This window comes from Synechococcus sp. CCY9202, from assembly GCF_034931685.1.
In the GTDB taxonomy this organism is placed as follows: Bacteria; Cyanobacteriota; Cyanobacteriia; order PCC-6307; family Cyanobiaceae; genus CBW1002.
Map to the genome: position 1 here is coordinate 38,888 of NZ_JAYGID010000027.1, position 25,826 is coordinate 64,713.

The window sequence follows — 25,826 nt, forward strand, 5'->3', positions numbered from 1 at the left end:
CCAGCATTTTATCTCTGTTTGAGGCCATTCTTTGTGGTTGTTGTTTGCGGCCCATGCGTGTTGTGAGCACGGGTCATGCCTGAGCGGCCGGAACCTGCGCGGATTGTGAAGCGACAGGCGCGGCCATGATCAGGGATTCCCGACAGAAGCCGCCGAAAACCGATGCGCTCCAGCGATGGAGCCCCGCCCTCGTTAAACAGGAGGGAACAGGCGCCTGGATCCCACGCGATGACCGTCACCCTCACCAATCCGCTCCGGGTCGGGCTCCGTCAGGAGCGGGTGATCCCGCCGCAATGTCTGGTGATCTTCGGGGCGAGCGGGGATCTCACCCACCGCAAGCTGATCCCGGCTCTGTTCGAGCTGTTCCGCCAGCGCCGCCTGCCCAGCGAATTTGCCGTGCTGGGTTGTGCCCGCCGTCCCTGGAGCGACGAGGAATTCCGCAGCCGCATGGCGGAGGCCCTGGCCGAGGAAGTGGAACAGCACCAGCAGGCCTGGGCCCAGTTCGCCTCCGGCCTGTTCTACGAGCCTGTGGATCTGGAGCAGCCCGCCGACGTGGTGCGCCTTGGCCAGCGTCTCGATCAGATCGATCGGCAACGGGCCACCCGTGGCAACCGCACCTTCTACCTCTCGGTCTCGCCTGCCCACTACGGCAGTGGCTGCCGTGCCCTGGCGGCGGCTGGCCTGCTCGAGGATCCGCAGCGCAGCCGGGTGGTGATCGAGAAGCCCTTCGGCCGTGATTACGGCAGCGCCCAGGAGCTCAACCGCATCGTGCAGGCCTGTGCCAAGGAGCGCCAGGTCTTCCGGATCGACCACTACCTCGGTAAGGAAACGGTCCAGAACATCCTTGTTCTGCGCTTCGCCAACACGATCTTCGAGCCGATCTGGAACCGCAACTACATCGACAACGTCCAGATCACCGCCGCCGAAACCGTGGGCGTGGAAGAACGGGCCGGTTACTACGAAACCTCGGGTGCCCTGCGGGACATGGTGCAGAACCACCTCACCCAGATGCTGGCGCTCACCACCATGGAGCCGCCGGGTCGCTTCGATCCCGAGGCGATGCGCAACGAGAAGGCCAAGGTGCTTCAGGCCGCCCAGCTGGCCAATGAGGCAGAACCCTGGAAGTGTTGCGTCCGCGGCCAGTACGCCGCTGGTGGCAGCGCCACCAGGCCCCTGAGCGGCTATCGCCAGGAACCGGGAGTGAATCCGAACAGCACCACCGAGACCTATGTGGCCATGAAGCTGTTCATCAACAACTGGCGCTGGCAGGGGGTCCCTTTTTACCTCCGCACCGGCAAACGGCTGCCCAAACGCCTCTCGGAAGTGGTGCTCACCTTCCGCCAGGCACCGGTTCACCTCTTCGATGCGGCTGGGGGTGCCCCCACCCCCAACCAGCTGATCCTGCGCATTCAGCCCGATGAGGGGGCCGAGTTCCGCTTCGAGGTGAAGGCACCGGGCTCAGGCATGCGCAGCCGTCCGGTGGATATGGGCTTCTCTTACGACGAGTCATTCGGAGAACCCTCCGACGAGGGCTATGTGCGCCTGCTGGCCGACGCCATGCTGGGCGACGCCACCCTGTTCACCCGCAGCGACGAGGTGGAGGCCGCCTGGCGCCTCTACACACCCCTGCTGGAGCTGATCGAAGAAGCCCCCTGGCAGTTGCCGGTGCATCCCTACGAAGCCCGCACCTGGGGACCCGCCGCAGCCGACAGCCTGCTGGCCGACGACGAGCTGGCCTGGCGCCGTCCCTGAAGTCTCCAGACCAACCCCCAACGCTTCAGATCCCGCGCCCTCCGTCTGTTCACCATGTCCACCCAGCTCACCCTTCAGGCGCCCCTGGAACTACCTCCCTCCGAGGTGACTCCTTACCTGGAACGCCTCTGGACCCACAACCTCGAGGGCTCCAGCGGCGCCGCCACCTTCACCCTGCTGGTCTGGGATCCGGCCTGGCTGGAGCAGCACCTGATCCGCACCGGCCGCCTCGATGGCCCGATCACCGGCCTGCTCAGTGACGACCTGGTGCGTGAGGCCGTCGCCGCCGTACCCGACTGCGGCCTGCCGCCCAGCACGGCCCCGCTGGCGCCGGATCTGGCCTGGTCCCTCGGCCAGCAGCCCGGCGATCGCAAGGCCAACGATCTGCGCGGCCGCCATGTGGATGGGGCGATCAGCGCCCACATGCCCCGTCGACTGATCACCCTGGCTCCCACCCTGGAGCCGGCCGAAGCCCTGGAGACCCTGGTGGCGGCCTACTGCCCCTTGCCTGAAGATGGCGGCACCCGACCGGCCTGCGGCGATGTGGTGGTGTTGCGCGGTGGCATGGCCGCCCTGCAGCAGGGCCTGGATCTGGTCAACCCGCTGGTGGGAAGTGATCTGCCCTGCTGGGTGTGGTGGAACGGCTACCTCGACGAAGCCCCCGAGATGCTCGAATCCCTGGCACCGGTGGCACGGCGGCTGATCGTGGACAGCTCCATGGGGCGGCCGCGGCGCTGCCTCGATGTGTTGGAGGAGCGGATCGAGGCCGGCCAGGCACTCAATGATCTCAACTGGCTGCGGCTGCGCAGCTGGCGCGAATCGCTGGCAATGGTGTTCGATCCCCCCAGTCGCCGGGATGCGCTCAACCATGTGGTGCAGCTCGACATCGACGTGGAAGGAACCCATCCGGTGAAGGGGTTGCTGCTGGCCGCCTGGATCGCCGATCGACTCGGCTGGCACCTCGAAAGCAGCTACCGGGTGGGAGGCGATGACCTCGGCGAGGGGATCGGCGCTGACTTTGTGCGCACCGATGGGGTGGCGGTGCGCTTCCGCCAGATGCCCGTACCGGTGGGCGTGCCCAAGACCCACCCGGGCAGCCTGGTGGGTCTGCGCCTGATCTGCGAACCGATCGGCCGACCACCTCTGTGCGTGATTCTCTGCTCGGAATCCGGTGGCTGCATGCGGCTCGAGGCCGGCGGTGTGGCCAGCATGGAGCTGGCTGAGGAGGTGGTGCCGGTGCCCTCGGAAAGCGAGGAGATGGAGGTGGCCCGCCTGCTGTCCGGCGGTCACGACAGCACCAACCCCCTGCTGGCCGCTGCCGCCCCTCTGGCTGCCAAGCTGCTGCCCGACTGAGCAACCGGCCCGGGGCCGGACATCCCAACCCCATGGCCTGCCTGATCGCCGCCCCCTCCAGCGGCAGCGGCAAGACCCTGCTCAGCCTCTCCCTGGCAGCACTGGCCCGGCGGCGGGGCCTGCGGATTCAGCCCTTCAAGGTGGGGCCTGACTACCTCGACCCGCAGTTGCTGACTCGTGTCAGCGGCCAGCCCTGCCGCAACCTCGACACCCTGCTGTGTGGCCCCGAGTGGGTGCGCCGCAGTTTCCACTGGCATGGCAGCCGGGCCGACCTCTGCCTGGTGGAAGGGGTCATGGGCCTGTTCGATGGCCGCGGCCCCACCAGTGCGGGCAGTTCAGCCGAGGTGGCCGACCTGCTGGATCTGCCGGTGGTGCTGGTGGTGGAAGCCTCGCGGCAGGCTGGTTCGATCGCAGCCCTGGTGCGGGGCTTCCGGGATCACGGGCCACCGCCGGTGCGGCTGGCCGGGGTGGTGCTGAACCGCGTCGCCAGCGACCGGCATCGTGCCCTGCTGCGGGAGGCCCTCGATGCCATCGCCGTGCCCCTGCTGGGGATTCTGCCGGTGTCGCCCGCCCTGGAGCTTCCCTCCCGTCATCTGGGATTGCTGCCACCGCAGGAAGTCAACGACCTGGACGCGCGGGAAGCGGCCTGGGCCGCGCTGGCGGAGCACCATCTCGACCTGGAGCGGGTCTGGCCGCTGCTTTCACCGCCGGCTGCCCTGCCCCAGCAGCAGGATCCGATCCGCTGGTGCCTCACGCCGGTGGCCACTGACTCTGCAGGGGACGCTCTCAAGGGCGCCCCCCTGCCGCTGGCGATCGCCAGCGATGCCGCCTTCCATTTCCGCTATCCGGAAGCCACCGAACTGCTGGGGGCCCTCGGCCTGGAGGCTCGGGCCTGGAGCCCGTTGGCGGATGAGCCCCTGCCAGCCGGCTGCCGCGCTGTGGTGCTGCCCGGTGGCTATCCGGAGCTGCACGCCCCGGCGCTGGCGGCGGCTCACCGCAGCCTCGGCGCCTTGAGGCAGGCCGCGGCCGCCGGTGTGCCCCTTGTGGCGGAGTGCGGCGGACTGCTGCTGCTGGGCCGCTCTCTGGAAGACCAGCAGGGTCGCCGCCATGGGATGGCGGGGCTGCTGCCCTTCTCGGCCCGTCGCGGCAGCCTCAGCCTCGGCTATCGGGAGGCCGTGGGGGAACGGGACGGGCTGCTGGTGCGCCGCGGAGAGCGGCTGGTGGGCCATGAATTCCATCGCTGGCAGCTCACAGATGATCCCGAAATGTCGCGCGACGTAGCCAGCTGCGACCGGCTGTGGCAGCTTGAAGGCTGGGGAAATCCGCGGAGGGCGGAGGGATGGACGAGCGGCACGATGCACGCTTCCTGGCTGCATCTCCACTGGGCTGGTTGCCCGAAGATACCGAGACGCCTGGCCGCCGCAGCCGTCCGCGCCGCGCCCCTGACACTTCGTCCAGTTTCGTGAGCCGCCGGGAGCCGCCCACGGCCTCACCCCTGATGCGCTGGCGCCTGATTGCCCAGGGTGTGGTGCAGGGGGTCGGCTACCGCGAGGCCTGTCGCCGCGCTGCGGTGGGCCTGGGTCTGGCTGGCTGGGTGCGGAACCGACCCGATGGCACGGTGGAGATTGAAGCGGAAGGCCAGCTCAGCCAGCTCAACGACTTCAGACTCTGGTGTGACAAGGGCCCGCTCCATGCCCGCGTCAACCGGGTGGTGACCAGCCAGATCCCGGTCACCGGCGAAGACTGGTTTGAGGTGCGCTCCTGATCGACTCCACCAAGGCGACATCCACAGGCTCCTCCTTGCCCGCTGCTGCGCCTCTGGAACTGTGGTTGCTGCGTCATGGCGCCACCGCCTGGGCTCGCAGCGGCCGCCACACCGGCCGAACCGATCTGCCCCTGCTGCCGGAAGGGGAGGAGGAAGCCCGTGCCCTGGAACCGCTTCTGGCTCGCTATCGCTTCACGGCGGTGCTGGTGAGCCCCTTGCAGCGGGCCTTGCGCACCTGCGAGCTGGCCGGTCTGGCCGGACAGGCCAGCCCCTGCGACGACCTTCAGGAGTGGGATTACGGCGCCTATGAGGGGATCACCACCGCCGAGATCCGCCGTTCCGTTCCGGGCTGGACGGTCTGGAGCCATCCCTGCCCTGAGGGGGAAACCCTGGAGGCCGTGGAGCAGCGTTGCCGGCGGGTGATCGCCCAGGCCGTTGCTCTGGCGGCAGCGCCGATCTCCGCTGGAGCGAACCCCGGGCCTGCCGCTGCCCCCACGCGGGTGGCCCTCTTCGCCCACGGCCATCTCCTGCGCAGCCTTGCCGGCACCTGGCTGGGGCTGGGCGCGGCCGGCGGTTCCCTGCTGGCGCTGGACACGGCCTGTATCGGTGTGCTCGGTCAGGAACGGGAGCAACGGGTGATCCTGCGCTGGAATGCCCCGGTGCAGTGGCCCTGAAGGCAGCGACCGACCCATGTCCATCCTTGCTAACGCCGCATCGTCCGTTTCGTTGCCCGCCGCCCTGCTGGGCGAGCTCGGCGCCTTCGCACTGGCGGTGGGGTTCTCGCCGGTCCATCTCGGGCTGCTGTTCCTGCTGCTGCTCGGTCCACACCCCCTGCGGCGGGGCGGCTGGTTCGTGGCGGGCTGGCTGTTCACCTCCGTGCTCACCGTGACTCTGCTGGTGACCATCGGGCACGGCCTGCTGCTGGGCATGGAGAAGGGCTCGGTCCATCGAACCGGCCTCGATCTGCTCGGAGCCGGAGCCCTGCTGGCCCTGGGCCTGCGCGAACTGCTGGGCCGCAGCGCCGCCGGTGATCAGCCCCCCAGCTGGACCAGCCAGCTGGACCGTTTCTGCGCCATGCCTCTGCCGCTGTTGCTGGGACTGAGTGGCGTGCTGCAGGTGATCAGCCCCGAAGACCTGTTCCTCTATGCCAAGACGGCCGGCAGCCTGCTGGCTTCTGGCCTGGGCCGGGGCCAGGAAGCGCTGATCACCGTGCTGTTCAGCCTTGCCAGCACCGTGCTGCTGCTGGTGCCCTTTGCCGCCGTGCTGCTGCTGGGCAGTGATCGTGTGCTGCCGCTGCTGAAGCGGGCCAAGACCTGGCTGTTTGAACGGGGCGAACTGATCGTGGCGGGGGTCAGCCTTCTATTGGCTGGCTATCTCGGTTGGCAGGGCATTGACGGCCTGCTGCTGCCGATGAGCTGAGCAATATCTGCAGGTTGCAACCCCTCCGGGTTGCGACGTCTGCAGGAGACGTCATCCCCCCTCGAGCCAGCGTCGCCACTGCTCCTGCTCGGCGGGGTTGCCTGGACCCGCAGCCAGGGAGACCGACTCAGCGGCCCGACTCACCGCGACATAAACGAGCTGACGCCGCAGCCGTTCATCCTGGGGCCAGAAGACATCCCCATCGACGAACACCTCGCCGAAGGTGCTGCCCTGGCTGCGATGGACCGTGAGCACGGCCGCCGGCCCCAGGGAGGCAAAGGCATCGCGCACCAGAAAGAACCGCCGCCAGAGCGCCTTGCCGCCCTTGCGGCCGGCCTCGCGCGCCTCCTGGCGCAGCTTGGTCAGCACCGCCTCGAGGGCCCCACGGCCGGAGGAGCCGATCGGCGGCAGCAGGCGCAGCTGCAGCTGGGTTTCACCCGCTTCCACCGCAGCCGTCAGGGTGTCGATCAAGGGTGCCTCCTCGACGCCGAAGTCGCGCAGATCGCAGCGCTCGGGCTGCACGTCCTGCACCACCAGCTCGCGGTTGGAGCCCAGCACCATGTCGGGCTCCTCTGCCGCCTCCGCCCCCTCGCGGCAGGCCGGTGCCATCACGGCGGTGCGACTGATCAGCACCTCACCGGGGAGCACCGGCAGCTGATCGGCCATGCTTCCATGCAGGGCTCGGCGGGCGATCGGCACCAGTTGCTCCAGCCGCCGGTTGGTGTAGCAGAGGATCCGGACCTGATCGGGGTCGGCCGTTGCGGCGGAGCCTTGCAGCGCCGCCTGGGCGGCCGTGAGCCAGGCGCGCCGGTCCAGCAACGCCACCTGTCCCTGGGGGCTGCACAGGGGCCGCAGGGGTGGCGGCTGGCGACAGGGCAGGGCTCCGAGCCGCACCCCCTCGGCCAGGCGCAGCACCGGTCCCTGATGGCGCACCACCTGCTGCAGGGCCGCTCCCTGGGCCCGCCCGATCGCGAACACCGGACTGCTCGGCTCCCCCACCGGCGGCAGCTGGGCCGGATCGCCCACGAACACCAACCGGGTGCGGAACGGATGGGCACAGCGCAGGGTGATCTCCAGCAAGGTGCCATCCACCATCGAGGCCTCGTCGACCAGCACCAGCCCCAGCGATTCAAGGGCGGCGGCGGTCTGCTCCGTTTCCTCGCAGCGTTCCAGATCCCGCTCCCGCCGCAGTTTCAGGCGCAGCAACCGGTGGATCGTGGAGGGATACCAGGTGGGCTGCAGGCCCTGCCGCTGCAGATGGTGACGCAGCACCCCCACGGCCTTGTGGGTCGGCGCCACCACGGTCCAGCAGAGGCAGGCGGCCTCCGCCAGCGCCAGAAACCGCATCGACAGGAAGGTCTTGCCGGTACCGGCGAAGCCCTGCAGCACGAAGGGGGTGCCGTCGGCGGGGGCCTCCAGCCAGGTGGCGAAGGCGGTCAGGGCCTGGTGCTGATCGGCGGTGAGCCCCTCGCCGTTGTCTGCGGGTGCTGCTGCGGCCGAGCTGCGGGAGGCTCTGCTCAACCCAGGCTGGCGCCGCCGCTCAGTGCATCAGCGATCCACGCCGCAAGATCGAGCGGAGAGCCCACCAGGCTGAGGCCGGGCAGGGCCACGGCCGGACCCATGACGCTGCCGGCCAGCACCTCGAGTCGGGTATGGCCGAGGTTTTCCTTGAGCGGCTTGATGGCAACATTGACATCAACGCCCCCCCCATCCCGCTCCAGCCAGAGGTGATCGGGCAGCCCATTGACCCGGCTGGCGATCTGCCCGGCGGCGCGGCGCACGCCGCTGGCGTCGTAGAGCACCACGAAGCAGAGGGCAGACGCCAGGGCAAAGAGGGGATCGGCAAAGCCGAGCTGCCAACCGATGGCGGCGGTGGTGCCGGTCATCAGCGCCGAATGACTGGAGGGCATGCCACCGGTCTCGACCAGCACGGCGGGCCGCCAGCGGCGGTGGACCACCAGTTCGATCACCAGCTTCGAGAGCTGGGCGGTGCCGCAGGCAGCCAGTCCCCAGGCCAGCACACCGTTGGAGAAGAAGGCCGTCGCCACGTTCGGATCGTGGGCTGCACTCATCGATCGCGACTGGTGATGTAGTCGGCCAGGGCCAGCAGTGGCGCCGCCTTGTCACGCCAGGGCTCGAGGGCGGCCTTGGCCTCGCTGACCAGGGCATCGGCCCGCTTGCGGGATTCCTCCAGCCCCAGCAGCTTGGGGTAGGTGGTCTTGTCGGCGGTGAGATCCTTGCCGGCGGTCTTGCCGAGCACCTCGCTGCTGGCCGTCACATCCAGGATGTCGTCGATGATCTGGAAGGCCAGTCCGATGCCGCGGGCGTAGGTGCGCAGGGCCTCCAGCAACGGTTCCGGAGCGCCAGCGATCAGGGCGCCGGTCAGGACGCAGGCACGCAGCAGGGCCCCGGTCTTGTGGAGATGGATGTACTCGAGCGTGTCGAGATCCACCTGCTTGCCTTCGCATTCCAGGTCCACCACCTGGCCGCCCACCAGGCCCGGGGCCCCGGCCGCCAGGCTCAGCTCGCCCACCACCGCCAGCAACTGGGCGGCAGGAACACCGGGGCTGCGCAGGGCCACCATCTCGAAGGCCCGGGTGAGCAGGGCATCACCGGCGAGGATGGCATTGGCCTCGCCATAGACCTTGTGATTGGTGGGGCGGCCCCGCCGCAGGTCGTCGTTGTCCATGGCGGGGAGATCGTCATGGATCAGCGACATGGTGTGGATCATCTCCAGCGCCACCGCCGTGGGCAGGGCCAGATCACTCGTACCGCCGGCCAGATCGCAGGCCGCCAGGCAGAGGATCGGCCGGAGCCGTTTGCCACCGGCCAGCAGCGAATACCGCATCGCATCCCGCAGGCTCTCTGGATGCTCCGGCCCCAGCGACCCATCCAGGGCCGCCTCGACCCTGTGGCGAGCTGCCTCCAGGTAGGCGGCGAAATCAAACTCCGTGCTCACCGCCACGGCCATGGGTTGCTGCGCACTGGCGGCGATTCTCTCAGGCCACAGCCCTGTCGCCACGTCTGGGCTCCTGCAGCGCGTGTGATCGCAACAGTGCGCAGTCCTCGCCTCAGGGCAGCAGGTCGGCCAGGGGCTGATCGAGGCCGCAGCGCTGGCACCAGCTGGTCACGGTGTTGACCAGCAACAGGGTCACGGTCATCGGGCCCACACCGCCGGGTACCGGCGTGATCGCGCTGGCGATCGGCTCCACCTCTTCGAAGCGCACGTCTCCGCAGAGCTTGGAACGGGCCTGAGGACCAGCCGACGGATCGGGATCAAGGCGATGGATACCGACATCCACCACCACCGCCCCGGGCTTGACGTGCTCCGCCCCGATCATCCGCGGCCGGCCTGCCGCCACCACCAGCACATCCGCCTGGCGGGTCAGGGCCGCCAGGTCGCTGGTGCGGGAGTGGGCCACGCTCACGGTGGCATCTGCCGCCTGGAGCATCAGCGCCATCGGTTGACCCACCAGGATGCTGCGGCCCACCACCACCGCCCGCTTGCCGCGCAGCTCCACCTGAGACCGAGCCAGCAGGGCCATCACGCCGGCGGGGGTGCAGCTGCGCGGACCAGGCTCGCCCTTGAGAAGCCGGCCGAGATTGAGCGTGTGCAGGCCGTCGGCGTCCTTCTCGGGATCGATCGCTGCCAGAAGGGGCCCCTCGCTCATGTCGGCCGGCAGGGGCAACTGCAGCAGGATCCCGTCCACGCAGGAATCGGCGTTGAGCTGCCGAATCGCGGCCAGCACTTCCGCAGCGGGGGTGCCGGCCGCCAGGTGGGTCAGGAAGCTGCGGATGCCCACACGGCCGCAGGCCTTCTCCTTGTTTGCCACATAGACGCCGCTGGCGGGATCGTCGCCCACCCGCAACACCGCCAGCCCCGGCGGCCTGCCGGCCCGCTCCAGCCGCTCGGCGATCACGTCGGCCAGGCGCTGCTCGATCTCCTGGGCCAGAAGGCGTCCGTCCAGACGGGTGGCCATGCACATCCGAGGCATCTCGCCATCCAGCTTGCCTGGGTTGTTCCGCCTCAGCAGTGCCCTCGCTAGCGTGTTGTCCATGGGGATTCGACAGCGTCGTGCCAGGACTCTGTGGCGACGATTCGTGCGCCTGGAATGCCCTCGACAGCCGCTGGCCACCTGGAGCCTGCAGGCCACAGCAGGTGTCCTGCTGATGTGCGTTCTGGTGGCGCTGATCACCAGCTGGCCCTGGCTCACCCAACCCAGTCTTCAGCCTGGATTTCCGGCCCCGTTCACGGCCCAGGCTCCCCGAGATGCCACCGTGGTCGACAGCGAGGAGCTGGAGCTGCGCCGCAGTCAGCTGGTGCCCCGCAGCCATGTGCAGGTGGTGGATGATCGGGCGACTCGTGAACTGAAAGCCCGCCTGGAGCAGGAGCTGCGTCGCCTTCAGATCTCGATCACCTCTCCGCAACAGCGCCTTGGCGCCCAGACCCTCAGTCCAGACGAGCAGGCGTGGCTCGAATCGCTCACCCCGACCCAATGGACTGACTGGATCAAGCAGGTGCGCCAGGTGCAGGCCCGCATGCTGAGCCAGGGCCTGGTTGCGAGCGTGGCCGATAGCCAGCTCGCCAGTGCTGCTGGCCTTCACTTCGAGGGTTTGCCGAGTACGGGACGCCGGCTGGCTGCGCGGCTGGTCTCGGAATCTGTGGCTGGTTACAGCAATCTTCGCACCGATGCGGCTCTCACCCAGCGCCGCATTGAAGATCTGGTGACCCAGCAAGGTGTTCCCACGATCGCCGTGAAGCGTGGTGATCTGATCATCCGTCAGGGAGAGGCGATCAGCTCGCAGGCTTACGACGTGCTCGATTACTTCGGGTTGGTGAGCCGCCAACCGAGGCCGTTGGCCTGGTTGCAGCACGTGACCGAGGCCATGGCCACCTGTGGGGTCATCCTCCTTGTTCTGCGCCGATGGCGGGCCCGGGCCGAACCGCGTCATGCGCTGCTGGTGCTGGGGATGCTGCTGGGGGTTCAGGCCTTCAAGCTGTGGCTGGGTCCGGCCGCCAGCCCGATGGCCCTGCTGGTGCCGCCCACCCTGCTGCTGGCCGAGGGCTTAGGCACTGTGGCGGGGCTGGCATGGCTTGCGGGGGCCTCCCTGCTCTGGCCGCTTCCACTTGATGCGTTGTTGAACGTGCGGGTCTTGCTGGCGGCGGCGATCGCGGCGGCGGCGGCGATCGTGGCCAGCCGCCAGCGCAACCGTGCGCAGCTGCTGCAGCTGGCGGTGTTGCTCCCCACCGCCGCCCTGGTGCTGCAATGGCTGCTGGTGCAGCTGGCCGGGCTGACGGGAGTCACGGATGGCCGGTTGCCAGACGCCGCCCAGCTGCTGAGTGAAGCATTGCTGATGGGTGGCCTGGTGATGGCTGGCGTGCTCCTGGCTCCGCTGGTGGAGAGCTCCTTCGGGTTGCTGACTCGGGCGCGACTGCTGGAACTGGCCGATCTGGAGCGGCCCCTGCTGCGTCGTCTCTCCTGTGAGGCACCCGGCACCTTCGAACACACCCTGATGATTGCCGGCCTGGCAGAGGAGGGTGCTCGGGCCATCCGGGCGGATGTGGACCTGATCCGCACAGGTGCTCTGTATCACGATGTGGGCAAACTGCATGCTCCGCAGTGGTTCATCGAGAATCAGGGAGACGGGGAGAATCCCCACGACGGCCTCAATGACCCCTTCCGCAGTGCTGAGATCCTTCAGGCCCATGTGGATGAAGGTCTGAAGCTTGCCCGCCGCTATCGCCTGCCCAGCCCCCTGGCGGACTTCATTCCCGAGCACCAGGGCACCTTAAAGATGGGATATTTTTTCTACCAGGCGCGAGAGCGGGATCCATCTGTTCCGGAATCCGCCTTCCGCTACCGGGGGCCGGCTCCGCGCAGCCCTGAAACCGCCATTCTCATGCTCGCTGATGGATGCGAGGCGGCGTTGCGATCTCTTCCCCCGGGCACCTCGGAGCAGGAGGCGGGCGCAATGGTGAGGCGGATCATCGAAGCGCGCCGCCACGACGGGCAGCTGGCCCGCAGCGGACTGGGACAGGCCGATCTGGAGCTGCTGGTGCGCGCCTTTGTACGGGTCTGGAAAAGGATGCGGCACCGTCGCATCCCTTACCCGATCCCCGCCCGCAAGGCATACAGCGCCTGATCAGCAAACGCCGACGGTCACACTTTCGGAATCTGGTCTGGGCTGTCTTCCTCGAATCGTTCCCAGGCCTCCAGCAGCGTGTAGGCCGCCAGCCGGCGATACCAGAGCTCAGGGTCACCTCCCTGGTCAGGGTGCCACTCCTGCAGCTTGCGGCGCCAGGTGGCCCGGATCACGGGCCAGGAGCTGCCTGGAAGGACACCAAGTTCGGCGCAGGCTCGTCGGTAACGATCATGGCCCGGCTGGGCGCGCTGGGGATCGGCCTCAGCATGGAGGGAGGATGTCGGAGGGCCGGAGGAAGGCGGGGGCTCGGACTGGGACCGATGGCGCGGCCGACGTTGCAACAGCGCACTCGAGAGACCCAGCAGGCCGCGGCTGATCAGCCCCGCGCCGGCCAGCAGGAAGATGGCCGGGGAGAACAGCATCACAGTGCTGTCGAAGGCCTGCTCGAGATTGCCGCTTTGGCGAGCCTGCTCAGCCATCGCCAGGATGAACCGCGCCAGGACAGTCCCGATCACCATGCTGGTGAGCCCGATCAAGAGGGAGTCCCACCAGCGGGGCGGCGGGCGATGGTGGGCTCTGCTCAAGCGGCCATCCCATCCGGCTCGATCCCCGCAGGCTACCCATGACGATTCGGAGGGTTGGCGCCGCGGCCTCGGCTCAGCAGCATGGGGACAGTCCGGCGGCCAGCCATGGCGCTCAGCTTCGCGGAGCTCCAGGCCCAGTTGCGGCAGGGCTGGGGTGGGCACTGGGGCGATCACGGCGATCGGGCCGACGCCCGGTTCGATCAATTGGTGGTGCCGTCGCTCACCATGGAGGAGCACCAGATCCAGCTGGTGACCGGCGTCCACCACTACGAAGAACGCCAGCTCTTCAATCTGATCCGGCTGCGCCATCCAGGCGTGCGGGTGGTGTACGTAACCAGCACGCTGCTGCCGGAGCTGGTGGTGGATGCGGTGCTGGAGCTGTTGCCCGGCATGCCGGCCTCCCATGCCCGCCGCCGGTTGCACCTGTTCGACACCAACGACGCTTCGCCGCGGCCGCTCACCGCCAAGCTTCTGGAGCGGCCGGCCCTGTTGGCCCGCATCCGCGAGCAGCTGCGGCCAGGGCGCAGCTTTCTGAGCTGCTACACGGTGACCGATCTGGAGCGGAGCCTCTCCGAGCGCCTGCAGGTTCCGCTGCTGGGTTGCGATCCCGCCCTGGCCCACTGGGGCACCAAGGCCGGCAGCCGTGAGTTGTTTGCCCGCTGTGGTGTGCCCCATCCTCCGGGCAGTGGCGTGGTGTTCACCCTGGAGGATCTGGCGGCAGCGGCCGTGGATCTCTGGGATCACAACCCAGGGCTGCGGCGGTTGGTGGTGAAGCTCAACGAGGGCTTCAGCGGCGAGGGCAATGCCAGGCTCGATCTCAAGCCTCTCGATCTGCCCGGCCACAGCGCCGGCCAGCGTCTGGCCGTGATGCGGCAGGCCCTGGAGCGATTGCCGATGCCGAGCCAGCACTGGCTGGAGCTGCTGGCTCGGCAGGGGGCCCTGGTGGAGGCCTGGCTGGAGGGGGGCGAGCAGCAGAGCTCCCCCAGCGTGCAGGGCATGATCCATCCCGATGGCTTCGTGGAGGTGCTCTCCACCCATGAGCAGCGGCTGGGCGGCAGCTCCGGCCAGACCTTCGAAGGCTGTTCCTTCCCTGCCCATGCCGCCTACCGCCAGCCGTTGATGGAGATGGGCCGGCTTGTCGGGGAGGCCCTCGCCGCCGAAGGGGCGCTGGAGCGCTACGCCGTCGACGTGGTGGCCCGGAGGTTTTCAGGCCATTGGGATCTTCAGGCCATCGAGGTGAATCTGCGCCAGGGGGGGACCACCCATCCCTTCATGGCCCTGCGCCACACCACCAGCGGCCGGCTCGATCCCGCCACTGGCGCCTTCCTCTCCCCCTCAGGCCAGGCCCTTTACTACGAAGCCACCGACAATCTCTGCGATCCCCGCCTGCGGGGGCTGCTGCCGGAGGATCTGATCGATCTGGTGGCCGAGGCGGGGCTGCATTTCGATCCAGCCCATCTGCGCGGCAGCCTCTTCCATCTGCTCGGTTGCCTGTCGCAATACGGCAAGCTCGGCATGACCTGCATCGGCCGTAGCCCCGAGGAAGCCGCTGCGGTGTATCAGGGCACCCAGGAGGCCCTGCTGCGGGGGGCGGGGCGATTGCAGGGCTGAGTCTGGGCTGGGCCGAGCCATTGCAGAGCTCAGCCATGGGTGGCCAGGGGAGAGGCGACCGGCCAGGATCGAACCAGACACGCCGTTTCGCCGCGATGGCACCCGCCTCCAGCAGTCGAAGCCCCTCCCTGCCCGAGGCACCCCTGTGGGTTCCCTGGCTTCTGGTGGGCATCTCCACGATGCTCGTGGTGCTGTTCGTGGTGATCCTCGGCAAGTACCGCGAGCAGAGCCGCAGCCTGCGCCAGCTGCGCGATCGGGTCGAAGGGCTGGAGCACTCCCGTGCCCTGGAGCGCACCACGATTCTGGAACAGCAGCTGCGCAGCACCTCCGAGCGGCTGCGCAAGCTCGAGTCCCTGGAGGGTTCGATCGCCAATCTGCAGGGACAACAGGATCGCCTGCGCGTCGAAGTCCGCCAGATCAGCCGGCGCCAGGTGGCTCCCGAACTGGAGATCCCTCCGGCTGTGGAGGCACCGGCCCCGTCAAGCCCAGCCCCAGCTCCGTCGGCCTCATCGACGAGCCGGCCAGCCAATCCGGGTGCCAATCCCTGAAGCGGTCAGCCCTTGACCGCGTCGCCGCTGGCGTTGGGAAGGATGTAGCGCTGCAGGCCGATGAACAGCACCAGGACCGGCAGAATCGACACCACCGAGCCTGCAGCCACCAGGCGCCAGTCGAGGGAGAAGCTGCTGGCCAGTTGTTGCAGCCCCAGCGGCAAGGTGTAGAGCTGAGGGTCGTCGAGAATCACCAGGGGCCAGAGAAAATCGCTCCAGGTGCCGATGAACACGAACATCGCCAGGGTGATCAGATCGGCGCGGGCCGCCGGGATCATCACGTTCCACCATTCGCCCAGGGGGGTGCAGCCGTCGATCCGGGCTGCCTCTTCAAGCTCCACGGGCACCCCCAGGAAACTCTGACGCAACAGGAAGATGCCGAAGGCGGTGGCCGCCTGCGGCAGGATCAGGGCCCAGAGGGTGTTGCGCAGGCCGATCTGCACCATCAGCAGATACAGCGGAATCATCACCACCTGGAAGGGAATCAGGATCGTGGCCACCACCAGGGCCAGCACGAGGCCGCGACCGGCGAAACGCAGCCGGGCCAGGGGATAGGCCGCCAGGGAGCAGAACAGCAGATTGGCCAGCACCGCCAGGGCACTGACGATGGCGCTGTTGCGCAGGTAGAGACCGAGCGGATTCTTGGTGAACAGCCGCCCATAGGCCTGCAGGCTCGGCTGGGCCGGCAGCAGGGCCGGAGGGCTGGTGAAGATGTCCTCGGCGGGTCCCTTGAGCGACGTGCTCACCAGCCACAGCAGGGGCAGCAGCATCAACAGGGCCACCAGCAACAGCACCGCCAGCTGCACGCCATGGGTGAGGGAGGGACGGGACCGACCGCTGGCGGAACGGGACATGGCGCGGCGGATCGGGGGTCCCTGAAGCGGCTGAAGGCTAGCTGGGTCCACACCGCCTCAACGCTGCGCTGCCTGCCACCTCCCTGGCCTCAAGCAGCAGGTCGCCCAGCGCCACAGCTCAGAGCAGCAGGCGCAGCCCGCATTAGCTCCAGCGTTGCAGCAGCGGCAGGGAGCGGCCCATCGATCTAGAGCCTCGGAATCTCGGCCACCGGCAGGGGCGCTTTCTGGGGATGCAGAGGGGCTCGCTGGGCTCCTGCCACGAGGCGGTTGAGCGCGTTCACGAAGGCCTGGGCCGCTGCCACCACGATGTCGGTGTCGGCGGAATGGCCCGAGTAGAGCACCCCGGCGGCCCGCAGGCGAATCGTCACCTCGCCCATGGCATCGATGCCCTCGGTGACCGATTTGACGCTGAATTCCACCAGCTCATTGGGCACCCCGGCCAGCCGGTTCAGGGCCTGACAGACCGCATCCACAGGACCGGTGCCGATGGTCGCCTCGGTGCATTCGGCGCCATCGGCCGTCTGCAGGGTGACGGTGGCCGTGGGCTGCAGCCCCGTGCCGCAACTCACCTGGACCCGCTTGAGGGTGAAACGCGCCTCATCCTGCAGCTGCACCTGCTCGCTGACGATCGCCTCAAGGTCGCGGTCGCTGATCTCGCGCTTGCGGTCGGCCAGCTCCTTGAAGCGGGCGAAGGCGTCGTCGAGATCCTCGCGCTCAAGGGTGTAGCCGAGTTCCTCCAGTCTCGCGCGAAAAGCACTGCGGCCGGAGAGCTTGCCCAGCGAGATGCGGTTGTCGCTGAGCCCCACGGTGCGGGCGTCGATGATCTCGTAGGTGAGGCGATTTTTGAGCACGCCGTCCTGATGGATGCCCGATTCGTGGGCGAAGGCATTGGCCCCCACAATCGCCTTGTTGGGTTGTACCGCCATACCGGTGAGATTGCTCACCAAGCGCGAGGTCTTGGTGATCTCCTCCGTGCGGACGCCCGTGAGCGGTTCAGTGCTGTCTGCCGGACGGCCCAGGAAGGGGTTGAAGTAGCTGCGCCGCACGTGCAGGGCCATCACCAGCTCCTCAAGGGAGGCATTGCCGGCCCGCTCGCCGATGCCATTGATCGTGCATTCCAGCTGGCGGGCGCCGTGCTTGACGGCCTCGAGGAAGTTGGCCACGGCCAGGCCGAGGTCGTTGTGGCCGTGCACCGAGATCACGGCCTGGTCGATGTTGGGCACGTGGGCATTGATGCCCGCGATCAGCTCACCGAATTCCGACGGCGTGGCATAACCCACCGTGTCGGGGATGTTGATCGTGGTGGCCCCGGCCCGGATCGCCGCCTCGATCACCTGGTACATGAAGTCCGGATCGGAGCGGCCGGCGTCCTCGCAGGAGAACTCGACGTCGTCGACCAGCGAGCGGGCGTACGCGACCATCTCAGCGGTGATCGCCAGCACCTCGGTGCGGGATTTGCGCAGCTTGTGCTCCAGGTGGATGTCGCTGGTGGCGATGAAGGTGTGGATGCGGCGGCGGGCCGCCGGGGCCACGGCGTCGGCACAGGCCTTGATGTCGCCCTGGGCCGCGCGGGCAAGGCCGCAGATCACGGGTCCCTCGGGGGTGCCGACGCTGGCAGCGATGCGCTGCACGGCGTTGAAGTCGCCGCTGCTGGCGAAGGGAAAGCCGGCCTCAATGATGTCCACACCGAGCCGGGCCAGCTGCTGGGCGATGGCCAGCTTCTCCTCGAGGTTGAGGCTGGCACCGGGCGACTGCTCGCCGTCGCGCAGGGTGGTGTCGAAGATCAGCACCCGGCCGGGATCGCGGGCCATGGCAGTTAAGTCGGAATGAGTATGAGTTGAGCGGAGTCTAGGGGGTCGCCTGGGCCGCTCCCTGGCGCTGGAACACGGGCGCCTGCAGGGCCTCAGCCTTTTCGAGGCGCTCCCGCAGGCTGGCCAGGTCCACGAAGCGATCGGCGGCGTTGCGCAGTTCCCGGGCCACCATCCCCTCGGTGCTCATCACCACGATGCGCAGGCCCCGGGCCCGCAGCACCTCCACCAGCCGCTCCAGGTCACGACTGCCGCTCAGCAGCCAGACCTCGTCGGTGCGGCCGGCCACCGCCATCAGATCGATGGCGATCTCCACCTCGAGATTGGCCCGTCCGTAGTGACGGGTCTCGGCGTCGCCACCGCCGAACTCCCGCAGGGGCCTGGTGCGCACGGTGAATCCCAGGCTGGTGAGGGCGTCCCGGAAGGGGCGCTGATCGGTGTGATCCTTGAGACCCGCGTACCACAAGGCGCTGGCTGGTTCCCCACCCGCCTGCTCGCGGGCCAGCTCCAGCAGGCGGCGGGGATCGAAGAACCAACCCAGCTTCTGCTGGGCATAAAACATGCCGTGACCGTCAACCGCCAGGACCAGCTGCATGGGGTGGAGGGCGACAACGTTCAGCCTAGGGGCGAGGCCTACACTGCCCGCATCGCCGCAAGCCCATGGCCGCAGGGAATCTGGCCCTGGTGCTCCACGCCCATCTCCCCTACGTGCGCTCGGGGGATCCGGGATCCCTGGAGGAAGACTGGTACTTTCAGGCGCTGCAGGAGTGTTACCTGCCGCTGCTGGCCATGCTGGAGGAGGCCGCGGCTGACCCGCAGCAGCAGCCGCGCCTCACCCTGGGGCTCTCCCCCACCCTGCTGTCGCTGCTCTGCGACGCCGATCTGAACGCCCGCTTCCCGGCCTGGCTGGAGCAACGTCAGCAGCTCCTGGCTCTGGCGCCATCCACGCACCGGGACGCGGTTCTGGATCTGGACATGCGCCTCCAGGCCGCAGCCGACCAGTTCCGGGCCAGCGGCGGCACCCTGTTGCCCCGTTTTCGGGCCCTGCAGCAACGGGGGGTGCTGGATCTGATCACCTGCGCCGCCACCCACGGCTATCTGCCGCTGCTGCGCCACACCCCTGAGGCGGTGCGGGCCCAGCTGCTCACCGCCATCCGCGAGCACCAGCGCCTGCTGGGGGAGCGTCCCCTCGGCATCTGGCTGCCGGAATGCGCTTACTACGAAGGTCTCGATCAGGTGATGGTCAGCGCCGGCCTGCGCTACTCCCTGCTCGACGGCCACGGTCTGCTGCATGCGCTGCCCAGACCCCGGTACGGCGTCTATGCGCCGATCTGCTCGCCGGCGGGTGTGGCTTTCTTCGCACGCGACAGTGCCTCCACCCTGCCGGTCTGGAGTGCGAGCGAGGGGTATCCCGGTGATCCGGTGTACCGCGAATTCCACCGCGATCTCGGCTGGGATCTGAGCGATGAGGTGCTGGACGAGGCCGGCATCACCAGCCGCCGGCCGCTCGGTCTGAAGCTGCACTGTGTGAGTGGCCGCGACTGTCCCCTCGATCGCAAGCGTCCCTATGACCCCGCCGCGGCCCAGACTCGCCTGGCGGAGCATGCCGCCGCCTATCTGGCCGGCCGCACGGATCAGCTGCAGGCCCTGGGCTCGGCCATGGACCGGCCGCCATTGCTGGTGGCCCCGTTTGACGCGGAACTGTTCGGCCACTGGTGGTTCGAGGGGCCGGGGTTCCTGGCGGAGCTGTTCCGGCAGGCGCCTGGCAGCGGTGTGCGCTTCTGCCACCTGCGCGAGGTGCTGACCGGTGGGGATCAACTGCAGGTCTGCCGCCCCTCTCCCTCCAGCTGGGGCCAGGGGGGTTATCACGACTACTGGCTGAACGACACCAACGCCTGGGTGGTTCCCCAGTGGCATCGCGCCTCCCAGGCGATGGTGCGGCGGGTGAACCGCGGCGTGGGCAGCGAACATCAGCGCGATCTGCTCACCCAGGCCGGCCGGGAGCTGCTGCTGGCCCAGAGCTCCGACTGGAGCTTCATCCTGCGGGCCGGCACCACCACCGATCTGGCCCGTGAGCGCATCCACCGCCACCTCGATCGCTTCTGGCGGTTGATGGAGGCGATCGATCAGGGCAACGAGCTGAGTGGCAGCTGGCTGGCGGCGGTGGAACGGGAAGATGGCCTTTTCCCTCTGCTCAATGCCGCCGACTGGTCCAGCATCCCCTGATCTATTGCAGGAACCGTGAGGCTCAGAGCGTAAGCACCCGGGTGAGCAGATCCGCCTCGCGTCCGCGGGGCTCCATCAGGCCCCAGCGCACGTCCCAGGGGGCAGATCCGTACAGCTTCAGCATGGCCCCCACCAGCTCCGGCAGCGGCAGGGTGTTGGTGAGGAAGCCATACCACTGCCGATTCGGCAGGTGGAAGAAGGTCTCGAAGAAGTGGCAGATCTGCTCCTCGGGAAACCGCATCAGCTTCTCGAGGCCGAACTGATACAGGGCATGCTTGCGGCGCAGCTCCTGCGGCCAGAGGGCTCGCCAGGAGCGCCGGGCCAGCTCCGCCGTGGGGCACTGCGCATCCGCCAGAGCTTCGGCCATCGCCTCGGCCAGCACCGGCGCCCGGCGCAACAGCGCGCCCACCATGTAGCCCGAGGCGGGATGGACCATGCTGGCGGCCCCGCCAAAGCCCACCACGGGTTGATCCAGGTCAGGCAGCGGCAGATTCATCGGGAACAGGCAGAACTCCTCGTGATGGATCTCCTGCACCGCCACGCCGCGATGGCTGAGGCGGCGTTGCAGGCGCTGTTTCAGCACGGCAAAGGGAACGGCCGGAGCCAGCGCGAGGGAGGTCTCCTCCACGAAGAACACGCCATCGCCCAGATCCATCGCGTAGAGAAAGGTGGGCGGTTGCTGCCGCTCCTCCGGCGCGAGGTGGTCGGCGCGGAAATCCATCAGCACGAACTGGCTCGGATCCACCGGTGGCGCCGAAAACCGCCCCACGATTCCGTAGGCGGCCTGGCCGGCCACGGGCCCCCGATCGGGCCGCCGGACGAACACCGGCTGATGGCCGCTGGCATCCAGCACCAGTCGAGCCCGCAGCTGGCTGCCATCGGCCAGGCTCACCGTGGATTGGTGGGAGCCGTGCTCGATCCGGGTCGCCTGGCCGCACTGCCACAGCACGCCGGTGGCGCGACCCTGCTCCAGCCAGTGCTGCTGCAGCCTGTGGCGATCGAACAGGCCATAGTCCCGCTCGTGGCTGAGGGGTTCGGGCCCGAACCAGCTCACCGTGTTGCTCCAGCGGTGGGCCAGCAGATGGCTCAGCCCCAGGCTGTCCACCTCCTCGCCCCAGACCCCGTAGGTGTTCTCCCAGGGGGTCTCAGGGGGCTGAGGCGCCAGGGCGATCACGTTGACGCCGCACCTGCCGAGGGCGGCCGTGATCGCCAGCGCCGCCGGTCCGCTGCCGATCACCAGGACATCGACCATGACGGACCTCAGACCTCGGGATCGGGAACGGGCGGGAGTTCCTCCTCCTCCTCCTCAGGCGCCGGCGGTACCAGCACCACCTCGCTGAGGCGGTCGCCGGAATCCAGCTTCTGAAGTCGCACCCCTGTGGCGGCGCGCGATTGCTGCGGCACCGCATCGGCCTGCATCCGCACGATCACGCCGCGCTCGCTCACCAGCAGCAATTCCTCGCCGCTGCCCACGACCTTGAGGCCCACCAGCACGTCGCCATCGCGGCGGAACTTCATGGTGCGCAGGCCCATGCCGGCCCGTTTCTGGAGCCGGAACTGATCGACCGGTACCCGCTTGCCCAGCCCACTGGCTGACGCGACCAGCACCCAGGGCCCTTCGGACGGGGCGAGTTCTTGGCCATCGGCTTCGCTATCACCATCGTCCTCGCTGATGGCACTGCGGGCGACCCGATCGGCCAGCTCCACGGGCAGCACATCCATGCTCACCAACCGATCACCGGCGCGCAGATTCATGGCCCGCACACCCCTGGCCGTGCGTCCCAGCGGCCGCAGTTCCTCATCGAGGAGACGGAAGTGGATGGTCATGCCCTGGCGTGAGCCGATCAGCACACTGTCGCCGGGCAGGGCGAGCCGCACCCAGGTGAGGGCATCGCCATCTTCCAGGGAGATGGCGATCAGACCATTGGAGCGGATATTGGCGAAGGCCGACAGATTGGTGCGCTTGATGTAGCCGCCGCTGGTCAACATCAGCAGCTGCATGCTGTCGTCGAAGTCGCTCACGGCCAGCAGGGAGGTGAGGGCCTCCTCACGCGGAATCGGCAGCAACTGCACCACCGGTGTTCCCTTGGCGGCACGGCTGCAGAGCGGCACGCGGTAGGCGGGGATGGAATACACCACACCGCGATCGCTGAACAGCAGCAAGGCATCGTGATCGTTGCAGCTGATGAACAGCTTCACCGCCTCTTCGCCCTGGCTCTTGGTGCCCGCCTTGCCGCGGGTGCCGCGGCTGGTGGCCTCGAACTCACTCACCGGCATCCGCTTGAGGTAGCCGTTCTCGGTGAGCAACACCACGGAGCGCTCGTTGGCGATCAGGTCGATGTCTTCGAGGCCGCCTTCGAGATCGAGGATCTCGGTGCGGCGGGGCGAGCCGTAACGGGTGCGGATCGCCTGCAGTTCCTCCTCGATCAGGCCCAGGACCCGCTCCCGCCTGGCCAGGATGTCCTTGTAGTCGGTGATCTTGGCGAGCAGATCCTCGTGCTCCAGCCTGATCTTGTCGGCCTCCAGGGCGGTGAGGCGCCGCAGCTGCATCTGCAGGATCGCGTCGGCCTGGATCTCGGTCAGGCCGAACTGCTCGGTCAGCGCGATGCGGGCGGTGGCGGTGTCGGCCGCGCTGCGGATCAGGGCGATGATCGCGTCGAGATTGTCAAGCGCGATCAGCAGGCCGAGCAGGATGTGATCGCGCTCCTCGGCCTTGCGCAGCAGGTAGCGCGTGCGTCGCTCGATCGTCTCGATGCGGAACTCAAGGAACACCTGCAGCATCTTGCGCAGGGTGAGCAGCACCGGTTCGCCCTTGACCAGCGCCAGCATATAGGCGCTGAAATTATTCTGGAGCGGTGTGAGCTTGAACAGATTATTCAGCACCACCTGAGGATAAGCATCACGCCGCAGTTCAATCACGATCCGCATACCATCGCGATCCGATTCGTCGCGGATGTCGGCGATGCCCTCCAGCTTCTTGTCGTTCACCATTTCGGCGATCCGCTCGATCAGCGCCGCCTTGTTGGTCTGATACGGAAGCTCGGTGATGATCACCGCATCGCGGTCCGGACGGCCCTTGGCCTCCACGGTCTCGATCATCGCCACACCGCGCATCGTCACCGAGCCGCGGCCGGTGGTGTACATCTCGCGGATGCCCCGGCGGCCGAGGATCTGGCCGCCGGTGGGGAAGTCCGGCCCGGGAACCAGGGCCAGCAGCTGACGATCGTCGAGCTCGGGATCGGCGATCAGGGCCAGCAGGCCATCAATCAGTTCGGTGAGGTTGTGGGGCGGAATGTTGGTGGCCATCCCCACGGCGATGCCGGTGGAGCCATTCAGCAGCAGCTGGGGGATGCGCGCCGGCATCACCGTCGGTTCCTGCTGACTGCCGTCGAAGTTGTCGACGAAATCGACCGTTTCGCTCTCGATGTCTTCGAGCAGGCTGTCGGTGGTGAGGGCCTGGAGGCGCGATTCGGTGTAGCGCATCGCCGCCGGCGGATCGTTGTCCACCGACCCGAAGTTGCCATGCCCATCGATCAGGGGCATGCGCATCGAGAAGTCCTGGGCCATCCGCACCAGGGCGTCGTAGACCGCTGTGTCGCCGTGGGGGTGGTACTTACCCAGCACCTCGCCCACCACCCGGGCGCATTTGCGGTAGGGCCGGTCGCTGGTCAGACCCAGCTCGTACATCGCGTAGAGGATGCGGCGATGCACCGGCTTCAGGCCATCGCGGGCATCGGGCAGGGCCCGGCCCACGATCACGCTCATCGCATACTCCAGATAGGAGCGCGACATCTCGTTGCGAAGGTCGGCCTGGATGATCCGCCCGTCGGATTCCCCGGGGCCTGTGGGTCCGGGCCCGCTTGGATCCGCCATGCACGACCGTCTCTAGAAGACGGCAGTTTATCGAAGCCCCATGAGCCGAGCGGTTCGCACTGAGGTCGATCTGCAGCGGCGGCAGCGGCAGGGCACGTTGCGGGTCTGCACGGCCGCCGTTTTCCGGCAGCGGGTGGCGGAGCTGGGGCTGGAGCAGGCCTACGCCGCAACCGATGTGGTGGTGGCCGCCGACGCCAGCTTCATCGATCAGGGGTGCCTGTTGCTCGGCCTGGGCCCCACCGATCCCCCGATCCGGATCCGGGAGGCGCAGGTGGATGGGGTGGCGGCCCTGGCCGGAGCCGGGCCGGGCGAGCTGCTGCTGCCGATCGCCGCTGGGGGCGCCCAGGTGCTGGCGAACCTGCTGGCCGGTCAGCGGGTGAGTCTGGCGGCCACCGGCGAGGCCACGCCTCTGCAGCCCCGTCCGGAACTGCATACCAGCCTTGACCTTGATCGCATCGGCGTGGCCCGCCTCAGCCTGCATCGCGCCATCAGCGAGAACGGCGTGGTGGCCGTGAGCAGCGCCGAAGGGCTGATCCGCTCCCCCTACGGCCCCCTGCTGGGTCCCTTCGGCAACGCGTTGTTCAGCTGCGGCGGTGCCGGCAGCATCGGCCTGACGATGCCGGGCCTGGCCGGATTGGGGCCGGGGTCACCGGTGCTGGTGGCTGGTGGGTTGGGCGTGGTGGTGGGGGCGGGCAGCGGCCATCAGCCCCGGCCACGACGCCAGGCCAGCGGCCATGCCCGCACGCCCGGCGCCGTGGCGGCGGTGAGCGTGGACCTGGCCGATCTTGATCTGCGCTGGCTGCGGGCCAGCCATTTCGAGGGGCAGGGCAGTGCCCTGCTGGTGGCGCTGGCGGCACCGGTCCCCCTGCTCAGCGAGGCCGTCGCCCGCCGCGCCGCCGCGCCCCATGAACAGTTGGAGGCTCCGGTGCTGGACCTGTCGATCCCGCGGCGGATCAAGCCCAGCTTCGGCGGGGTGCCCTATGCCCAGCTGCTGGCGGGTCGGGTGCAGGTCAGTGGCCGATCGCTGCGCTGCGCTCCGGCCCACAGCATCCGCCTGGCGGCCGAGATCGGCGAGGAGCTGGTGCAGCGCCTGCAGGAGGGACGCTTCCCCCTGAGACTGCCCCTGCACCCCCTGACGGAGAGAGCGGCCCTGCTTCCCCTCGATCCCTGAAGGGTGTTCCATGATGCTGGGAGACCATGCATGCCTGAAGCCAGAGGCCCGCTGAAGTCTTTGGCCTGAGCGCCTGCCTGGAACGCCTGAGACTTCATCTCCAGGGATCTCCATCTCGAGGCCTCCCGCCTGGAACCCATGGAAAGGTCGCCGTAAGCTCCGCTCCAGCCCTGCCTGGACCCATGGTCGACAGTTCCAGCCCGATGCCGTCCGCCGAGGATGCCGGCCTGCCCACCCCCCCGGCTCCTGCCGTGGAGGCTGCGCAGGCCCCGGAAGTCACCACACCGGCAACGGACAGTGACTCGCCGCTGGCCGCCACCTTGACGGTGCCTCCTCTGGAGGGTGATGCCGGGGAGGGTGGCGAATGGCAGTTGCTGGTTTCGAAGCTGCAGGACTGGTTCGCCAGTGGCGCCGTGCAGGAGCTCTGGCAGCAGCTGCGCTCCCCGCTGATCGCCCTGGCGGTGCTGATCGGAGTGGTGATGCTCCTGAAGGTTTACGCCGGCGTGATCGGGGCGATGCAGAGCCTTCCCCTGCTGCCCGGGCTGCTGGAGCTGGTGGGGGTGATCTGGCTCAGCCGCTTCGCTGTGACCAAGCTGGTTTACAGCAAGGATCGTGAGGCCCTGCTGCAGGACTGGAGCAGGCGCTGGGAATCCTTTCGCGGCAGGGGCTGAGTCGGCGCCGTGATGTGACGGCTTGTTGATAGTTTGTCTCGATTGCG

General features: G+C 68.3%; 22 protein-coding genes. 12 read left to right on the forward strand and 10 right to left on the reverse strand.

What is annotated here, in order from left to right; genetic code table 11:
• The first annotated feature begins 228 nt into the window (after positions 1 to 228).
• From zwf to VB777_RS03795, 6 genes are read left to right on the forward strand one after another with little or no spacing between them, the layout of a single operon-like run.
• Positions 229 to 1,752: a glucose-6-phosphate dehydrogenase gene (gene zwf / locus VB777_RS03770; RefSeq protein ID WP_197169707.1), complete on the forward strand. Its 1,524-nt coding sequence runs from the start codon at positions 229 to 231 to the stop codon at positions 1,750 to 1,752.
• A gap of 54 nt (positions 1,753 to 1,806) precedes the next feature.
• Positions 1,807 to 3,105 (forward strand): glucose-6-phosphate dehydrogenase assembly protein OpcA, encoded by a 1,299-nt coding sequence (locus VB777_RS03775; protein ID WP_197153958.1) that lies wholly within the window; start codon positions 1,807 to 1,809, stop codon positions 3,103 to 3,105.
• A gap of 32 nt (positions 3,106 to 3,137) precedes the next feature.
• A complete protein-coding gene (locus VB777_RS03780) occupies positions 3,138 to 4,571 on the forward strand; it encodes a cobyrinate a,c-diamide synthase (RefSeq protein ID WP_323247206.1) in 1,434 nt (477 codons plus the stop codon).
• Positions 4,568 to 4,870, forward strand: a complete 303-nt coding sequence (locus VB777_RS03785) for an acylphosphatase (RefSeq protein WP_231597765.1) — start codon at positions 4,568 to 4,570, stop codon at positions 4,868 to 4,870. The genes VB777_RS03780 and VB777_RS03785 overlap by 4 nt, the downstream gene beginning before the upstream one ends.
• Before the next feature lie 35 nt (positions 4,871 to 4,905).
• A complete protein-coding gene (locus VB777_RS03790) occupies positions 4,906 to 5,544 on the forward strand; it encodes a histidine phosphatase family protein (protein ID WP_231597764.1) in 639 nt (212 codons plus the stop codon).
• A 16-nt stretch (positions 5,545 to 5,560) separates the two neighbouring features.
• Complete coding sequence (locus VB777_RS03795) at positions 5,561 to 6,289, forward strand: GAP family protein (RefSeq protein ID WP_197153956.1); 729 nt, start codon at positions 5,561 to 5,563, stop codon at positions 6,287 to 6,289.
• Between the two features lie 51 nt (positions 6,290 to 6,340).
• Here the strand turns inward: VB777_RS03795 and VB777_RS03800 are convergent, their stop codons facing one another.
• From VB777_RS03800 to folD, 4 genes are all read right to left on the reverse strand, one after another.
• Positions 6,341 to 7,810 (reverse strand): ATP-dependent helicase, encoded by a 1,470-nt coding sequence (locus VB777_RS03800; protein ID WP_322757449.1) that lies wholly within the window; start codon positions 7,808 to 7,810, stop codon positions 6,341 to 6,343.
• Positions 7,807 to 8,361 (reverse strand): divergent PAP2 family protein, encoded by a 555-nt coding sequence (locus VB777_RS03805; RefSeq protein WP_323247209.1) that lies wholly within the window; start codon positions 8,359 to 8,361, stop codon positions 7,807 to 7,809. The genes VB777_RS03800 and VB777_RS03805 overlap by 4 nt, the downstream gene beginning before the upstream one ends.
• The gene (gene crtE, locus VB777_RS03810) at positions 8,358 to 9,260 is read right to left on the reverse strand and encodes a geranylgeranyl diphosphate synthase CrtE (protein WP_197159146.1); all 903 of its coding nucleotides are present in this window, start codon (positions 9,258 to 9,260) and stop codon (positions 8,358 to 8,360) included. The genes VB777_RS03805 and crtE overlap by 4 nt, the downstream gene beginning before the upstream one ends.
• 100 nt (positions 9,261 to 9,360) lie before the next feature.
• A complete protein-coding gene (folD, locus tag VB777_RS03815) occupies positions 9,361 to 10,269 on the reverse strand; it encodes a bifunctional methylenetetrahydrofolate dehydrogenase/methenyltetrahydrofolate cyclohydrolase FolD (protein WP_197153953.1) in 909 nt (302 codons plus the stop codon).
• Positions 10,270 to 10,345: 76 nt separating this feature from the next.
• Here folD and VB777_RS03820 point away from each other — a divergent pair, with 76 nt between their 5' ends.
• Positions 10,346 to 12,433 (forward strand): HDIG domain-containing metalloprotein, encoded by a 2,088-nt coding sequence (locus VB777_RS03820; protein ID WP_323247233.1) that lies wholly within the window; start codon positions 10,346 to 10,348, stop codon positions 12,431 to 12,433.
• 17 nt (positions 12,434 to 12,450) lie between these two features.
• Here VB777_RS03820 and VB777_RS03825 read toward each other — a convergent pair whose 3' ends face one another.
• Positions 12,451 to 13,017 (reverse strand): hypothetical protein, encoded by a 567-nt coding sequence (locus VB777_RS03825; RefSeq protein ID WP_323247211.1) that lies wholly within the window; start codon positions 13,015 to 13,017, stop codon positions 12,451 to 12,453.
• 105 nt (positions 13,018 to 13,122) lie between these two features.
• Here VB777_RS03825 and VB777_RS03830 point away from each other — a divergent pair, with 105 nt between their 5' ends.
• Both VB777_RS03830 and VB777_RS03835 read left to right on the forward strand, forming a co-directional pair.
• Complete coding sequence (locus VB777_RS03830) at positions 13,123 to 14,628, forward strand: peptide ligase PGM1-related protein (protein WP_322757451.1); 1,506 nt, start codon at positions 13,123 to 13,125, stop codon at positions 14,626 to 14,628.
• A gap of 95 nt (positions 14,629 to 14,723) precedes the next feature.
• The gene (locus VB777_RS03835; protein WP_197153949.1) at positions 14,724 to 15,176 is read left to right on the forward strand and encodes a hypothetical protein; all 453 of its coding nucleotides are present in this window, start codon (positions 14,724 to 14,726) and stop codon (positions 15,174 to 15,176) included.
• 5 nt (positions 15,177 to 15,181) lie between these two features.
• Here the strand turns inward: VB777_RS03835 and VB777_RS03840 are convergent, their stop codons facing one another.
• From VB777_RS03840 to VB777_RS03850, 3 genes are all read right to left on the reverse strand, one after another.
• Positions 15,182 to 16,030, reverse strand: coding sequence for a carbohydrate ABC transporter permease (locus VB777_RS03840; RefSeq protein WP_323247213.1), 849 nt, complete (start codon positions 16,028 to 16,030; stop codon positions 15,182 to 15,184).
• 185 nt (positions 16,031 to 16,215) lie between these two features.
• On the reverse strand, positions 16,216 to 17,841 hold the full coding sequence (locus tag VB777_RS03845; protein WP_323247215.1) for a 2-isopropylmalate synthase: 1,626 nt from the start codon (positions 17,839 to 17,841) through the stop codon (positions 16,216 to 16,218).
• A 37-nt stretch (positions 17,842 to 17,878) separates the two neighbouring features.
• The gene (locus tag VB777_RS03850) at positions 17,879 to 18,433 is read right to left on the reverse strand and encodes an NYN domain-containing protein (protein WP_323247217.1); all 555 of its coding nucleotides are present in this window, start codon (positions 18,431 to 18,433) and stop codon (positions 17,879 to 17,881) included.
• Between the two features lie 65 nt (positions 18,434 to 18,498).
• Between VB777_RS03850 and VB777_RS03855 the strand changes: the two genes are divergently transcribed.
• On the forward strand, positions 18,499 to 20,064 hold the full coding sequence (locus VB777_RS03855) for a glycoside hydrolase family 57 protein (RefSeq protein ID WP_323247219.1): 1,566 nt from the start codon (positions 18,499 to 18,501) through the stop codon (positions 20,062 to 20,064).
• A gap of 22 nt (positions 20,065 to 20,086) precedes the next feature.
• Here the strand turns inward: VB777_RS03855 and crtL are convergent, their stop codons facing one another.
• Together crtL and gyrA are read right to left on the reverse strand one after the other, a co-directional pair.
• On the reverse strand, positions 20,087 to 21,316 hold the full coding sequence (crtL, locus tag VB777_RS03860) for a lycopene beta cyclase (RefSeq protein ID WP_197153944.1): 1,230 nt from the start codon (positions 21,314 to 21,316) through the stop codon (positions 20,087 to 20,089).
• An 8-nt stretch (positions 21,317 to 21,324) separates the two neighbouring features.
• Positions 21,325 to 23,937 (reverse strand): DNA gyrase subunit A, encoded by a 2,613-nt coding sequence (gyrA, locus tag VB777_RS03865; protein WP_197169698.1) that lies wholly within the window; start codon positions 23,935 to 23,937, stop codon positions 21,325 to 21,327.
• Positions 23,938 to 23,977: 40 nt separating this feature from the next.
• On the opposite strand from gyrA, the gene VB777_RS03870 reads away from it, so the two are divergent.
• Positions 23,978 to 25,108, forward strand: coding sequence for a homocysteine biosynthesis protein (locus tag VB777_RS03870; RefSeq protein ID WP_323247221.1), 1,131 nt, complete (start codon positions 23,978 to 23,980; stop codon positions 25,106 to 25,108).
• 182 nt (positions 25,109 to 25,290) lie between these two features.
• Positions 25,291 to 25,779 (forward strand): CAAD domain-containing protein, encoded by a 489-nt coding sequence (locus VB777_RS03875; RefSeq protein ID WP_197169697.1) that lies wholly within the window; start codon positions 25,291 to 25,293, stop codon positions 25,777 to 25,779.
• The last annotated feature ends 47 nt before the right edge of the window (positions 25,780 to 25,826 follow it).